This window comes from Variovorax restrictus, assembly GCF_051216715.1.
Taxonomy (GTDB): Bacteria; Pseudomonadota; Gammaproteobacteria; order Burkholderiales; family Burkholderiaceae_C; genus Variovorax.
The window spans coordinates 1086345-1101205 of the sequence record NZ_JBPJZH010000001.1 but is presented as its reverse complement, the minus strand read 5'-3'; the positions used below and the strand labels follow the sequence as shown (position 1 = coordinate 1101205).

13 protein-coding genes are annotated in these 14861 nt (G+C 69.5%); 12 read left to right on the top strand and 1 reads right to left on the bottom strand.

Features of this window, described 5'->3' with window-relative positions; genetic code table 11:
* The first annotated feature begins 3 nt into the window (after positions 1 to 3).
* The 9 genes from ACSFA0_RS05200 (at position 4) to mdoH (ending at position 10601) form a co-directional block, all read left to right on the top strand.
* Complete coding sequence (locus ACSFA0_RS05200; RefSeq protein WP_435449158.1) at positions 4 to 744, top strand: 4'-phosphopantetheinyl transferase family protein; 741 nt, start codon at positions 4 to 6, stop codon at positions 742 to 744.
* Positions 741 to 1550 (top strand): alpha/beta fold hydrolase, encoded by an 810-nt coding sequence (locus ACSFA0_RS05195; protein ID WP_435449157.1) that lies wholly within the window; start codon positions 741 to 743, stop codon positions 1548 to 1550. The genes ACSFA0_RS05200 and ACSFA0_RS05195 overlap by 4 nt, the downstream gene beginning before the upstream one ends.
* Positions 1543 to 2559 (top strand): alpha/beta hydrolase family protein, encoded by a 1017-nt coding sequence (locus ACSFA0_RS05190; protein WP_435449156.1) that lies wholly within the window; start codon positions 1543 to 1545, stop codon positions 2557 to 2559. The genes ACSFA0_RS05195 and ACSFA0_RS05190 overlap by 8 nt, the downstream gene beginning before the upstream one ends.
* Positions 2560 to 2639: 80 nt before the next feature.
* Complete coding sequence (locus tag ACSFA0_RS05185) at positions 2640 to 3134, top strand: hypothetical protein (protein ID WP_435449155.1); 495 nt, start codon at positions 2640 to 2642, stop codon at positions 3132 to 3134.
* Positions 3135 to 3229: 95 nt separating this feature from the next.
* The gene (miaB, locus tag ACSFA0_RS05180) at positions 3230 to 4597 is read left to right on the top strand and encodes a tRNA (N6-isopentenyl adenosine(37)-C2)-methylthiotransferase MiaB (RefSeq protein ID WP_435449154.1); all 1368 of its coding nucleotides are present in this window, start codon (positions 3230 to 3232) and stop codon (positions 4595 to 4597) included.
* Complete coding sequence (locus ACSFA0_RS05175) at positions 4597 to 6024, top strand: sensor histidine kinase (RefSeq protein WP_435449153.1); 1428 nt, start codon at positions 4597 to 4599, stop codon at positions 6022 to 6024. Before miaB ends, ACSFA0_RS05175 begins: the two co-directional genes overlap by 1 nt.
* Positions 6025 to 6085: 61 nt before the next feature.
* Positions 6086 to 6748, top strand: coding sequence for a hypothetical protein (locus tag ACSFA0_RS05170; protein ID WP_435449152.1), 663 nt, complete (start codon positions 6086 to 6088; stop codon positions 6746 to 6748).
* Positions 6749 to 6768: 20 nt separating this feature from the next.
* Positions 6769 to 8193: a sigma 54-interacting transcriptional regulator gene (locus ACSFA0_RS05165; RefSeq protein WP_435449151.1), complete on the top strand. Its 1425-nt coding sequence runs from the start codon at positions 6769 to 6771 to the stop codon at positions 8191 to 8193.
* 395 nt (positions 8194 to 8588) lie between these two features.
* Entirely contained in the window at positions 8589 to 10601 is a 2013-nt protein-coding gene (gene mdoH / locus ACSFA0_RS05160) for a glucans biosynthesis glucosyltransferase MdoH (RefSeq protein WP_435449150.1), read from the top strand.
* Between the two features lie 65 nt (positions 10602 to 10666).
* Here mdoH and ffh read toward each other — a convergent pair whose 3' ends face one another.
* On the bottom strand, positions 10667 to 12052 hold the full coding sequence (gene ffh / locus ACSFA0_RS05155; RefSeq protein ID WP_435449149.1) for a signal recognition particle protein: 1386 nt from the start codon (positions 12050 to 12052) through the stop codon (positions 10667 to 10669).
* A gap of 56 nt (positions 12053 to 12108) precedes the next feature.
* Between ffh and ACSFA0_RS05150 the strand changes: the two genes are divergently transcribed.
* Genes ACSFA0_RS05150 through ACSFA0_RS05140 form a run of 3 tightly spaced genes read left to right on the top strand, consistent with a single transcriptional unit; the run spans position 12109 to position 14858 of the window.
* The gene (locus ACSFA0_RS05150; RefSeq protein ID WP_435449148.1) at positions 12109 to 12918 is read left to right on the top strand and encodes a cytochrome C assembly family protein; all 810 of its coding nucleotides are present in this window, start codon (positions 12109 to 12111) and stop codon (positions 12916 to 12918) included.
* Positions 12915 to 13160: a PP0621 family protein gene (locus tag ACSFA0_RS05145; RefSeq protein WP_435449147.1), complete on the top strand. Its 246-nt coding sequence runs from the start codon at positions 12915 to 12917 to the stop codon at positions 13158 to 13160. The genes ACSFA0_RS05150 and ACSFA0_RS05145 overlap by 4 nt, the downstream gene beginning before the upstream one ends.
* Positions 13161 to 13166: 6 nt before the next feature.
* A complete protein-coding gene (locus tag ACSFA0_RS05140; RefSeq protein WP_435449146.1) occupies positions 13167 to 14858 on the top strand; it encodes a sensor histidine kinase in 1692 nt (563 codons plus the stop codon).
* Positions 14859 to 14861 lie beyond the last annotated feature (3 nt).

Below are 14861 nucleotides of genomic sequence, written 5' to 3'. Positions count from 1 at the left end.
CGCATGATCCTCGCCCCGCTGCCCCTGCCCGCCGATGCCGCCGCTGGTTGCGCGCTGTGGCGCATCGACCTGGACCAGCACATCCCCGCGGCGGCCCGGGCCAGACTGTCGGCCGACGAGATGGCGCGTGCCCGGCGCTTCGTCTTCGAGCACGACCGGCACCGCTACATCGCGGCGCACGCCGCCCTGCGCCAACTGCTCGACCGGCACCCGGGAGCCACCGATGCGCCGCCGCACATCGTCGCCGGGCGCTTCGGCAAGCCGGCGCTGACGCCGGCATCGGGGCGCCTGCACTTCAACCTCAGCCACAGCCAGGACACGGGCCTCATCGCGCTGTCGACCCGCCACGAACTGGGCGTGGACATCGAGCGGGTGCGGCCGATGCCCGATGCGCTCGCGCTGGCCGCGGCCTACTTCTCGCCCGCCGAACGCGCTGCGCTCGCCGCCTGCCCCGAGGCGCAACGCGATCGCGCCTTCTTCGTCTGCTGGACCCGCAAGGAAGCCTGCCTCAAGGCGGTCGGCATCGGCCTGCATCTGGCCCTCGACGGCTTCGAGGTCGGCATCGAGCCGGTGCCGCAGACGGTGGTCATGGCCACGCCCGACGGCATCGAGCATCTGCGTCTGCACTCCATCGAGGACGGCGAGGGTGTGACAGCCGCCCTGGCCCTGCGCTTGTCGCGCCACGGCCCCCTCACGACGGGTGCCAGCGCCAGCGCTGCAGCGCCGATGGAATTCACTGCATGACGCCTCTGATGTTCGGCCCGCCTTCGCGGCGTCTTTTCGGTCTCTTCCATGCGGCGGAAGGCACGCGCGCCAGCGACACCGCCGTGCTGCTGTGCCCGCCGATGGGCCACGAGGCGCTGCGCAGCCACCGCTTCTACCGCTTGCTCGCGCTGCGCCTGTCGCGTCGAGGCGTGCCGGTGCTGCGTTTCGACCCTTACGGCACCGGCGATTCGCCCGGCGATGACGAGGACGGTGACCTGGACGGCTGGCGCCGCGACATCGGCGAAGCACACCGCGAGTTGGTCGCGCGCTCCGGCGCGTCGCGCATCGTCTGGTTCGGTGCACGCATCGGCGCTACGCTGGCCCTGCAGGCGGCCGCATCGGCCAGCCCCCGCATCGCACGGCTGGTGCTGTGGGAGCCGGTGCTGGAGGGCCCCGGCTACCTGGCGCATTTGCGCGAGAAGCATGTCGCCGAACTCGAGCTGAGTCATGCCATCCCCAAGGCCGAATGGCGACGCAGCCTGCGCACCGACCCTGAGGCTTTCGCCACCGAGGCGTTCGGCTTCGGCATCTCGGAGGTGCTGCGCCGCCAGATCATGGCGCTGACGCCCGATGCGCTGCAGATGAGTGCCAGCACCGAGCTGGTGGTGATCGCCAAACCGGACGACACCACCACCCGAGCGTGGGTGACGGCGCAGACAGCAGGGCAGAGCGCGCGCCATGTGCCATTGCTGCATTCCATGATATGGACGAGCAACCCCCACCCCAACAATGAGATGGTTCCCGCGGAGGCATTGCGACGTGTGATGGCAGAAATTCATGAATGACTACACCGAGACCCCATTGATGTTCGGCCCCGACAGCGGCCTGTTCGGCATGTTCAGCCGACCGCATGCCGGACGCGCCGACGTGGCCTGCCTCGTGCTCAACACCGGGGTCAATCACCGCATCGGACCGCACCGGATCAACGTGAAGGTCGCGCGGCGGCTGGCCAGCGCCGGCGTTCCGACGCTGCGCTTCGACCTGTCCGGCATCGGCGACAGCGCGTCGGCGCAGAGCCGCCACGCCTTTCGCGTCCAGGCCGTCGAAGACATCAAGGCGGCGATGGACTGCCTGAGCGAACGCTTCGCCATCCGCCGCTTTCTGGTGTTCGGCATCTGTTCCGGTGCCGAGAACGCGATGGCCGCAGCGCTCGACGACCCACGCATCGTGGGCATGCTCGCCTTCGATGGCGAGAAGTACCTGACCCGTGGCGTGCGCATCGAGCGAAAGCTGCGCCGCCTGGCCGCCTTCCCCTTCAATGCGGCGGTGCGCGCCAGCTACTTCTGGTGGCGCGACATGACGCACTGGTTCGGCACCGGTGACGCCGAAGCACGCGCACGCACGCTCGCGCGTCTGGCCGCGCTGCGGTCGACGCGCCGTCCGGCGGCCCAGCAGGGCGACATCTTCGACAGCGCCGAGGCGCCCGTGGTCGACGCCGCCGAATACGAACGCCGTCTGTTGACGCTGGCCGACCGCGGGGTGGCGGTGTCGCTGATGTATTCGGTGACCTACAACGCGGTGGACCGCAACCGCGGCATGCTGGGGCAGCTGCGGGGATCGCGCGTCTTCGAACGCGTGCAATACCGCTTCTGGCCCGACGTGGACCACACGGCGACCACCCGCGCGATGCAGACCAAGCTGCTCGATGCGATCGCCCAATGGGCGGGCGATGCGGCGTTCGGCACGACCGGTGGATCGCCCCGGCCCGGCGCCACGGCGGGCGGTGTGGCCTTCGGCGCGCCATCCCCGGCCTCGGTGGGTTCGATCGTCGGCCGGGCATCGTCGACCGTCTGATGCTGCGTGCACGCCCATCGGCCGCGGCCGATGGGGTCGGCCGCTAAAATCCGATGTTCCCCAGCCTCTGGATAAACACCATGAACCGCTGCCGTCGCACCCCTGCTGCCGCGCCTCTCACCTCTCTGCTGCCCGCCCTCGCCCTGGCGGCAGCGTTCTCTTGGTCGCCGCCCGCCGTCGCGCAGATGCTCGAAGCGCCCGTGCAGAACGAAGCCGCCGTCGGCGGTCGCAACTTCCCGGAAGGCACGCTGCGCGGCCAGTTCATGGTGACGGCCGCACCCGAGATCGTGCTCGACGGCCGGGCCGATCGCCTGTCGCCCGGCGCGCGCATCCGCAGCGCCGACAACATGGTGGTCACCACCGGCGCCATCACCGGGCAGAACCTGCTGGTCAACTACACGCGCGACCCGGCGGGCCTGGTGCGCGAGGTCTGGGTGCTCACCCCCACGGAAGCGAGCGTGAAGCGCGCCACGGTGGGCCGCCCCTTCCTGAACTTCTGGCCTTTCGTGGCCGCCGGCGGCGCGACCGACGACGGCAAGACGCCGTACCACCAGTTGCCCGCCTTCGGGCAGTGAGGTCGGCGGCAGCCGCCGCGCCCGCCCCTCTCCTTCGGCGCTCCGTTGAGCGCCCGCGTCGCCCCTTCCAGCGGCCCCTCTCTCTTCCCCACCTCATGAGCAAAAAAGTCTTCATCAAAACCTTCGGCTGCCAGATGAACGAGTACGACTCGGACAAGATGGCCGACGTGCTGAACGCCGCGCAGGGCTACGAGCCGACGCAGGACGTGGAAGAGGCCGACCTCATCCTCTTCAACACCTGCTCGGTGCGCGAGAAGGCGCAGGAAAAGGTCTTCAGCGACCTCGGCCGCATCAAGCACCTGAAGGCCCGCGGCGTAAAGATCGGCGTGGGCGGCTGCGTGGCCAGCCAGGAAGGCGCGGCCATCATCGCGCGCGCGCCCTACGTCGACGTGGTGTTCGGCCCGCAGACGCTGCACCGCCTGCCCGAAATGCTGGCCCAGCGCGACATTCAGGATCGCCCGCAGGTCGACATCAGCTTCCCCGAGATCGAGAAGTTCGACCACCTGCCGCCGGCGCGTTTGGAAGGCGCGACCGCCTTCGTCTCGATCATGGAAGGCTGCTCGAAGTACTGCAGCTACTGCGTGGTGCCCTACACCCGCGGCGAGGAGATCAACCGCCCGCTCGACGACGTGCTGGTCGAGGTCGCCGGCCTGGCCGACCAGGGCGTGCGCGAGGTCACGCTGCTCGGGCAGAACGTGAACGCCTACCGCGGCGCGATGGGCGGCACGAGCGAGATCGCCGACTTCGCGCTGCTGATCGAGTACATCGCCGAGATCCCGGGTATCGAGCGCATCCGCTACACCACCAGCCACCCGAACGAATTCACCCTGCGCCTGATCGAGGCCTATGCCAAGGTGCCGAAACTGGTGAGCCACCTGCACCTGCCGGTGCAGCACGGCAGCGACCGCATCCTGATGGCCATGAAGCGCGGCTACACCGCCATGGAATACAAGAGCACGGTACGCAAGCTGCGCGCCATCCGCCCCGAGCTGGCCTTGAGCAGCGACTTCATCGTCGGCTTCCCCGGCGAGACCGACGAGGACTTCGCGAAAATGATGAAGCTCATCGACGACTGCCGCTTCGATTCGAGCTTCAGCTTCATCTTCAGCCCGCGCCCCGGCACGCCCGCCGCCGCGCTGCACGACGACACGGCGCACGCCGTGAAGCTCGCGCGCCTGCAGCAGGTGCAGGCCGCGATCGACGCCAACGTCAAGCACTTCGGCCAGGCGCTGGTCGACACGACGCAGCGCGTGCTGGTCGAAGGCGCATCGCGCAAGAACGCGAGCGAGCTGATGGGCCGGACCGCCTGCAACCGCGTCGTCAACTTCGAAGGCGATGCGCGGCTGGTGGGCCAGATGATCGACCTGCGGATCACGCGTTCGCTGGCCTACACGCTGCGCGGCGAAGTGCCCACGCGCGAGGTCACCGACGCCGCCTCGGCCACTGCCGCGATCGCCGTCTGATGGCCAAGCTCGGCTCTGCGCGCGGCTCGTTCCAGCAACTGCTGCTTTTCGCCTTTCTCCTGATCACCGCGCTGCTGGTCGGCGTGGCCCTGCGCGCGGTGTTCCAGTACGACGCGCTGATGACCCAGAGCCGCGACGCGGCCACGCGCGCGCTCACGCTCTCGGGCGCTGCGCAGTCGCTGGCCGAGCGCAGCGCCGCGATGGAGCGCGCCGGCCGCCAGTCGCTGGTGCTCAACGACGCGGTGCTGCGCCGCCGCTTCGACGACGCCGCCCGCGACGCGCAGAACGTGTTGACGCGGCTGGCCGACAACGGCGTGCAGCGCACCTCCATCGACGCCTGGCGCATGCAGCTCGACGCGATGGAGCGGCTGCTGGTCGGCGCCCCGGACACCGCCCTCGCGCGCGAAACCACGCTGGCGATGCAGTTCCGCGACCTCGACGCCGTCAACACCGACATCGCCCAGCAGGCGCAGACGCAAATCGAGGCACAGAACACCGCGCTCTCCACGCGATTGGAAGACGCCCGCAAGCGCTTGATGCGCGAGGTGCTGGCCGCCAGCGCGCTGGCAGTGGCGCTGGCGCTGGCCTTCGGCGTGTGGCTGGCGCGGCCCTTCAAGCGACTGCAGCGCGCCATCGTCGGCCTGGGCGAGAACCGGCTCGACGAGCCGATCGACATCCGCGGCCCGGCCGACGTGCGGCGCGTGTCGCAGCAGCTCGAATGGTTGCGCCTGCGACTGACGGAACTTGATGCCGACAAGGCACGCTTCCTGCGTCACGTCTCGCATGAACTCAAGACGCCGCTGGCGGCCCTGCGCGAAGGCATCTCGTTGCTGGAGGACGGCGTGACCGGCGCACTCAACCCGGCGCAGCGCGAGGTCGCGCAGATCCTGCAGCAGAACGCCATCTCGCTGCAGAGCCAGATCGAGGCGCTGCTGCGCTTCAACGCCGCCGCCTTCGAGGCGCGCGACCTGCACCGCGAGCGCACGGCGCTGATCCCGCTGATCGAGGAGCAGGTCGAAGCGCAGCGCCTGCAGTGGCAGGCGCACGGGCTGCAGGTGCAGGTCGAGGGCGAGCCACTGTCGATCACGGTCGACCCGGCCAAGCTGGGCACGGCCCTGGCCAACCTGCTGTCGAATGCGATCCGCTTTTCCGAACGGGGTGGCGTCATCCGCTTCGACGTGTCCGGCACGTCGGACACCGCGCGCATCGACATCGCCGACGCCGGCCCCGGCATCGCCGAGGGCGACCGCGACCGCGTGTTCGAACCCTTCTTCCGCGGGGAACGCCAGCCGGAGCACGCTGTCAAAGGCACAGGCATCGGCCTGTCGATCGTGCAGGAGTACATTGCTGCACATGGGGGTCACGTCGCGCTGCTGCCGGGCGGCCCCGGGGCGCGATTCCGCATCGAGCTTCCACGCTCCGCCTGAGCCCCGCCCTCCTCGTCTTATCCCCGCCCCGAACACCCCGCGTCCCACGTTGTCCCGCACCATGTCTTTTTCGTTCGCCCGCTGTCCGGCCCTGGCCTCGGCGCTCGCCCTGTCGTCGCTGACCCTGCTGGGCGCCTGCACCACGCCGCCGCCTGCGCCGCCGCCACCCCCGCCCGCCGCGCGCGTGCCGGCCCCACCCCCGCCGCCGGTCGTGCGTGTGACCCCGGTCGAGGCCGAGCCGATCGCGCTCGCCACCCAGCCGGCGCTCGCCTATTCGCTGCGCGGCGCCACACCGGCCGAAGCCGTCCTCACCTACGCCGATCGCCTGCGTTCGCTCAGCGCCAACGAACTGGGCGCCGAGCTGGCGCGGCTGGGCGACCCCGGCGACGTGCCGCTGGTGCAGATGCAGGTGGCCCTGGTGCTGGCGCAGACGCGCGTGCCGGCCGATCTGGCGCGTTCTCTCGGGCTGCTGCAGCGCGTGATCTCGAACCCGACGGCCGACGCGCAGCCGCTGCAGCCGCTGGCCCGCCTGCTGGCGGCGCGCTTCCTCGAACAGCGCAAGGTCGAGGACGACCGCGACCGCCAGGCCCAGCAGGCCCGCGACGCGCAGCGCCGCATCGACCAATTGAACGACCGGATCGAAGCGCTGCGCGCCATCGAACGCAGCTTCGCCCGGCCCAACGCACCGGCGCCGACGAACGGCAGCAAGCCCGCCACGCCCTGAGCGGCGGGCGAAGGAATCCCATGAGCGACGCCCCCCCTTCCGCCAAAGCCACTGGCGCCCGTTTGTTGGTGGTCGACGACGACCCCGACATGCTGCGGCTGCTGTCGATGCGGCTGAACTCCGCCGGCTACCAGGTGACCGCCGTGACCTCGGCCGAATCGGCGCTCACGCAGCTGGAGATCGAGCACCCGCAACTGGTGCTGAGCGACGTGCGCCTGCCCGGCCGCGACGGGCTCGCGCTGTTCGACGAGATCCGCAAGGACCACCCCACGCTGCCGGTGATCCTGCTGACCGCGCACGGCACCATCCCCGATGCGGTCGAGGCGACGGCGCGTGGCGTCTTCACCTACCTGACCAAGCCCTACGACGCGCGCGAGCTGCTCGAGAAGATCAGCCAGGCGCTGGCCATGGGCTCGCCGGCCACCACGCCCAGCGCCGGTGGCGACGAGAGCTGGCGTTCCGAGATCGTCAGCCGCAGCAACCGCATGGCCGAACTGCTGGCGGAGGCACGGATGGTCGCCAAGTCCGACGCGTCGGTGCTGCTGCGCGGCGACAGCGGTGCCGGCAAGGAACTGCTGGCCCGCGCCATCCACAAAGCCAGCGCGCGTGCCGAGAAGCCTTTCGTCGCGGTGAACTGCGGGGCCATCCCCGAGGCGCTGCTCGAATCGGAACTGTTCGGCCACATGAAGGGTGCCTTCACCGACGCCCACGCCAACCACAAGGGCCTGTTCCAGCAGGCCGACGGCGGCACGCTGCTGCTCGACGAGATCGGCGACATGCCGCCCGCCCTGCAGGTCAAGCTGCTGCGCGTGCTGCAGGAGCGCGCGGTGCGGCCGGTCGGTGCCGCCCAGTCGATCGCGGTCGACGTACGCATCGTCTCGGCCACCCACCGCGACCTCGACGCTGCGATGGAGGCGGGCCAGTTCCGCGAAGACCTGTATTACCGCCTCAACGTCGTCACGCTCACGCTGCCGCCGCTGTCGGCGCGGCGCGAGGACATCCCGCTGCTGGCCAACCACTTCCTGCAGCGCCTGTCGACCAAGTACGGCAAGCGGCTGTCTGGCTTCGCGCCGGAGGCGATCAAGGCACTGACCACGGCCTCCTGGCCGGGCAACGTGCGGCAGCTGTTCAACGTGGTCGAGCAGGTCTGCGCACTGTCGAGTTCGCCGCTGATCCCGCTGGCGCTGGTGCAGCGGGCACTGCGCGTGCCAAGTGTGGAAGTGCAGACCTATGCCGACGCCAAGCAGCGCTTCGAGCGCGACTACCTGGTGGGCCTGCTCAAGCTGACGGATGGCAACGTGGCCGACGCCGCGCGCCTGGCAGACCGCAACCGGACCGAGTTCTACCGGCTGCTGCAGAAGCACGAACTCACCCCCGGTCACTTCAAGGCGGACGGCCCCTCGTCGCCATCCGGCGAAGCTGTCGCTGAAGAGCGACGCAAGTAAGTCGTTGATTTCATTGGATTTGGTCGATACCACCCCAGCGGCTGTCGGGGTTCAGCGACAAAAACAGGGGTTTTCCCGACTCCCCCGGCGCCTGCGCGGGATTCTTGGGTGAAATTTTCGCCTAAGCCGTTGATTTAAAAGCGCTTTTCCACACTGGCACGGCGATTGCCCGTGTAGAGGCATGACCGCCTCTTTCAGCCCCTCTTTCGCACTGCGCCAGCAGCGCGATGGCCTGCGCTCCCCGCAGGTTCTCCTCTCACGGCCCCGTGCTGCCAGCCCGCTGGCCACCGGTTCCGACGGATCGGGCGGTGCCTACCCCGACTGCGTCGTCAAGCGCTTTCCAGCGATTGGCGACACCCCCTCTTCCCTTCAAAAGCAACGTTGGTGAGCCGACCATGAAACCTAACGATTTCTCCCAGATGAAGGTTCTGACCCCGGCCGACCTCGCCCCGAAGCGCAGCGCGTTTCGCGAGGATCGCCATCCCAATGCCGTGACCGCACCGCCGGTCAACCGCGGTTCGATGGCGCCTCGCCCCTGGCGCGGTTTCTGGAACAGCATCGGCACCGCCATGCTGGTGAAGCTCGGCGCCGGCGGCAAGGCTGCCCGCGAGCAGGCCGCCGAACTCGGCCCGGCACAACCGTGGCAACGCGCCGCCAAGCAGCGCCGTCTGGCCTTCATGCTGCTGGCCCTGTTCAGCACCGTGATCGCCTCGACCCTGTTCGCCGGCGTGCAACCCGACTACGACAACGTCTGGCTCGAATACGGCCAGATCGGCCTGTACGGCCTGCTGTCCGGCTGGGTCGTCACCGGTTTCGTGACCGCGCTGATGGGCTTCTACGTCTCCGTGCGCGGTGACAAGCACGCGCTGTCCGTCAAGCAGGTGGCCGACCACCCGATGAATCCGGAAGCACGCACCGCGATCATCATGCCGATCTGCAACGAAGACGTGGCCACGGTGTTCGCCGGTCTGCGCGCCACCTGCGAGTCGGTCGCCGCGACCGGTCATTCGAAGCAGTTCGACGTGTTCGTGCTGTCCGACAGCTACGACGCCGAAACGGCCAAGGCCGAACGCGCCGCCTGGGAAGACCTGCGCGCCGCGCTGGCCGAGAGCCCCAACCAGCCGCAGGTCGAGGTCTATTACCGCCTGCGCACCCGCCGCACGCATCGCAAGGCCGGCAACGTGGCCGACTTCTGCCGCCGCTGGGGCAACGACTACAAGTACATGGTCGTGCTCGACGCCGACTCGGTGATGAGCGGCGACTGCCTGACCGCGATGGTCAAGCTGATGGAAGCCAACCCGACGGCCGGCGTGATCCAGACCGCGACGCAGGCCATCGGCCACGTCACGCTGCACGCCCGCGCCCAACAATTCGCTTCCCGCGTGACGGGCCGCCTGTTCACGCTGGGCATGCAGTTCTGGCAACTGGGCGAATCGCACTACTGGGGCCACAACGCCATCATCCGCGTCAAGCCCTTCATGGACCACTGCGCGCTGGCACCGATCGCCGGCACCAGCGGCATGTCGGGTGGCATCATGTCGCACGACTTCGTCGAAGCCGCGCTGATGCGCCGCGCCGGCTACCACGTGTGGCTGGTGTCCGACCTGGTCGGCAGCTACGAGCAACAGCCGCCGGACCTGCTGTCCGAACTGCAGCGTGACCGCCGCTGGTGCCAGGGCAACCTGCAAAACGCCCGCCTGATGGCCGAGCCGGGCATCCACCCGGTGCACCGCGCGATGTTCGTGACCGGCACCATGGCCTACGTTTCGGCCCCGCTGTGGCTGGCCTTCCTGACGCTGGGCACCGCCCTGTGGCTGTCGGGTTCGAGCCTGATCTCGAGCTGGCATGTGCTGCCCGGGGAACTGGCCGCTCTGTGGGCCTGGACGCTGAGCCTGCTGTTCCTGCCGCGCGTTCTGGGCATCGCTGCCGTGCTGATGCGCGGCGAGCAACGCCAGTTCGGCGGCCTGGGTGGCCTGCTCAAGAGCTCTGTGCTGGAAAGTGCTTTGGCCATCGTGCAAGCCCCGGTCCGCATGCTGGCGCACTCGCTGTTCGTCGTGGTCGCCCTCACCGGCGTCAAGCTGAACTGGAAGTCGCCTCCCCGCGAAGCCGCTGCCGTGCCATGGCGCATCGCCTTCTCGCAGCTGGCACCGATGACCTCGATCATCGCCCTGCTGGCCGTCGGCATCGCGCTGATCGACCCGAGCGCGCTGATCTGGCTGATGCCGGTGGGCCTGCCGCTGCTGCTGGCGATCCCGCTGACCGTGCTGACCAGCCAGATCGCGCTGGGCACCACGCTGCGCGACCGCGGTTACCTGCTGATCCCCGAGGAATCGCGTTCGCCGGCCGTCCTGCGCCGCGCCTGGATGCATGCGCTGAAGCTGGCGCGTCCGGCGCTCGCGACGGCCTGATCCGTCACCCCTCCATGCAAAACGCCCGCAACAGCGGGCGTTTTTCTTTGGGCGAAAGGAAGGTATCAGAAGCGCGGCATACCGCCACCGCCGCCCATCGGCGGCATGCCCTTCATGCCACCCATCTTCTTCATCATCTTCATCAGGCCGCCGCCCTTCATCTTCTTCATCATGGTCTGCATCTGCTCGAACTCATTGAGCATGCGGTTGACCTCCTGAACCTGCACGCCGGCGCCGGCGGCGATGCGGCGCTTGCGGGTGGCCTTGAGCAGTTCGGGCTTGCGGCGTTCCAGCGGGGTCATGCTCTGGATGATCCCTTCCTTGCGGCGGATGTCGCGCTCGGCGCGGGTCATGTCGGCCTCGGTTGCCTTGGCCGCCATCTGCTGCGGGAGCTTGTCCATCAGGCTCGACAGCCCGCCCATCTGCTTCATCTGCTGCAGCTGGCCGAGGAAGTCGTTGAGGTCGAAGCCGGCGCCGCTCTTGACCTTGGCCGCGAGCTTCTGGGCTGCGGCGACGTCGACGCCCGCGGTGACCTGCTCGACCAGCGCGACGATGTCGCCCATGCCCAGGATGCGGCCGGCGTGGCGCTCGGCATCGAACACCTCGAGCCCGTCGATCTTCTCGCTGGTGCCGGCGAACTTGATGGGCACGCCGGTGATCTGCCGCACCGACAGCGCCGCACCGCCACGCGAATCACCGTCGGTCTTGGTCAGGATGATGCCGGTGAGCGGCAGCGCTTCCTTGAAGGCGCGGGCGGTGTTCACCGCGTCCTGGCCCTGCATGGCGTCGACGACGAACAGCGTCTCGACCGGGTTGAGCTCGGCGTGCAAGGCCTTGATCTCGGCCATGAGCACTTCGTCGATGGCCAGGCGGCCGGCGGTGTCGACCAGCAGCACGTCGAAGAAGTGGCGGCGCGCGTGGTCGATGGCGGCGCGGGCGATGTCGATCGGCTTCTGGTCGGCGGTGCTCGGGAACCACTCGGCGCCGGCCTGCTTGGTCACGGTCTTGAGCTGCTCGATGGCGGCCGGGCGGTAGACGTCGCCCGAGACGGTCAGCACCTTCTTCTTGCGCTTCTCGATCAGGTGCTTGGCCAGCTTGGCCGTGGTCGTGGTCTTGCCGGCGCCCTGCAGGCCGGCCATGAGGATGACGGCCGGCGGCTGGGCTGCCAGGTTGATGTCCGAGATGCCCTCACCCATCGTCGCCGCGAGTTCACGGTTGACGATGCCGACCAGCGCCTGGCCGGGCTTGAGCGAACCGAGCACTTCCTGGCCGAGCGCCTTCTCCTTTACACGCGCGACGAAATCGCGCACCACCGGCAGCGCCACGTCGGCCTCGAGCAGCGCCATGCGCACTTCGCGCAGCATGTCCTGCACGTTGTCTTCGGTGATGCGGGCCTGCCCGCTCATCGTCTTGACGAGCCGGGAGAATTTTTCGGTGAGCGCGGTGGCCATGGAGTGGAATGCCTTGAGACCCGAGCGCGCGCAAAGGCACAGCTAAACTCGGAACCATGATTTTAGCGAGCCCCTCCCCGCTCGGCGTGGCGCTGGGCTTCGCCACCGCCGCCGCCTATGGCATTGCGGCCGCGGGCGCATCGCGCTTCGGCCCGTCGGCCACCCGTTCGCTGCTCGGCTTGGCCTGGCTGCTGCACGCCGGCGCGTTGGCATGGGGCCTCGTCGGCCGTCAGCCGCATTTCGACTGGGCACCGGCGCTGTCGGTCACGGCCTGGCTGGTGCTGACCGTCTACGGCATCGAAAGCCGCATGTACCCCAAGCTGGCACTGCGGCGCGGGCTCGCCGCCCTCGGCGCGGGCGCCGTGCTGCTGGCCACGCTGTTCCCGGGCAAGGTGCTCGATGTCGCGGCCTCACCCTGGCTGCCGTTGCATCTGGCACTGGGCATCGCGTCCTATGGTCTGTTCGGCGCGGCGGTGGTCCACGCCTGGCTGACCACGCGTGCCGAAACGCAAATCCGGCAGGCCACCGACCCCGAGGCCGGCATGCCCCTGCTGACGCTGGAGCGCCTCACCTTCCGCTTCGTGAGCGCGGGCTTCGTGCTGCTGTCGGCCACGCTGCTGGCCGGGCTGCTGTTCGGCGAAACGCTCTACGGCGCGGCCGGCCAGGTCTGGAAGTGGGACCACAAGACACTGTTCTCGGTGCTGGCCTGGCTGACCTTCGCGGTGCTGCTGATCGGCCGTGCCCGCTTCGGCTGGCGCGGCCGCACCGCGCGGCGCGTGCTATACGCCGGGGCAGCGCTGCTGCTGCTGGCCTACGTCGGCTCGCGCTTCGTGCTCGAAGTGCTGCTGGGACGGGGTACCCCATGAAGTACCTGCTGGTCCTCTTCGTCGTGGCGGTCGGCATCTGGCTCTGGCGCAAGAACCGACAAGACGATATGCGTGAGCGTGCAGCGGCGCCGAAGCGTGCTGCGCCGCCCGCCGTCGGGGCACCGCAGGCGATGGTGCGTTGTGCGCACTGCGGCCTGCACCTGCCGGCGACCGACGCCCTGCCGGGGCCGGGCGGCGCACTGTATTGCAGCGCGGCGCATCGGCGCATCGGCGAAGGTTAAGAAGCCGTGGCTTCCCTGCTCTGGTCACGCGGCGAACCCCTGACCGACTGGGCTGCCTTGGACACCCGCAGCGAACGCGACACCGCGCTGCAGCGCCTCTGGCGCGGTTTCATGACGGCACGCTGCTTTGTGGCCGCGGTGCTGTTGCTGCTGCAGTTCGTGAGCTATGCGATCGGCCAGCCCGTGCACTGGATCGCGGTCGGCCTGTCGTCGGGCTACTTGATCGCCGCGCTGCTGGGCGCGCGCTTCGCGCCCTTCCGCCCGCCGATCCGCGGCTTCGGTGCGGCCTGGGCCGTGACCATCGGCATCGACCTGGCCACCTTCACGGCCTTGCAGGTGCTGCAGGTCGGCAGCATCAACTACACGCCGCTGTTCGCGCTGCCGGTGTTGATGGGCGCGGTGCTCGGCACGGTCACCGTGGGCCTGGGCACCAGCGCGGCCGTCACGCTGCTGCTGCTGGCCGACGCAGGCTGGCGCTGGATCGACTCGCCAGCCGACGCCAGCGCGCGTTTCGTGCAGGCGGCGCTCACCGGCACGGGCCTGTTCGTGGTGGCGCTGCTGGCGCACGAGCTCGCACGGCGCCTGGCGCGTGAAGAGGCGCTGGCGCAACGCGGACGCAGCGCGGCGCAGATGCATGCGCAGGTGAACGACCTGGTGATCGAGACGCTCAGCGAAGGCGTGCTGGTGATCGACGCCGACGGCCGGGTGCATGCCGCCAACCCGGCGGCCGACGTGATCCTCGGGCACGGCCTGGCGTCGATGACGCCGCCCTTCGTGCTGGCGTCGCAGCCGGCGTGGCGCCCGCTGGCGGCGCTGGCCGGTCGCACCTTCTCGCGGCGGGCCGCGCAATCGCGCGAACTGCCGGTGGCGCAGGCCCAGGGGCCGGCGCGCGAGGTGCGGGTGCGCACCCGCCTCACGCCTTCCGGCGACCGGCGCAACGACAGCCTGTGCGTGATGTTCCTGCAGGATCTGCGCGAGCTCGAGGCCCGCATCCGCACCGAGAAGCTGGCGGCGATGGGCCGCATGTCGGCGGCGGTGGCGCACGAGATCCGCAACCCGCTGGCCGCGATCACCCAGGCCAGCGCGCTGCTCAGCGAAGACCTGACCGACCCGGCCCACCGCCAGCTCACCGCGATGGTCGAACAGAACGCGCTGCGGCTGGCGCGCATCGTCGACGACGTGCTCGACGTGGCACGCGCGCGCCAGCAGCGCGTGTTGCCGCTGGACGAACAGCTGTCGCTCGACCCGACGGTGCGCGCGATGGTCGACGAGTGGGTGCAGCAGACGCAGCACCGCGGCGTGCAGGTCGTGCTCGAGGCCGCGGGGCTCGACGTGCGCTTCGACACCGAGCACCTGCGCCGCATCCTGGTGAACCTGCTGGACAACGCCGCGCGCTACGCCAGCGCAAGCGACGGCGCGATCCAGGTCCACACCCACCGCGGCACGGCCGGGCGCGCCAGCCTGCAGGTGTGGAGCGACGGCGCGCCGCTCGACCCCGCGGTGCAGCGGCACCTGTTCGAGCCTTTCTTCTCGTCGGAAAGCCGGTCGAGCGGCCTCGGCCTCTTCCTGTGCCGGGAACTCTGCGAGCGCCACGGCGCGACCATGGGCTACGAGCGCTGCCTGGTTGCGCGAGACGGCCCGGAAGGCAACGCCTTCTTCGTCAACTTCGCGGCGACCGAAGTGCGGCTGACACAATAACGT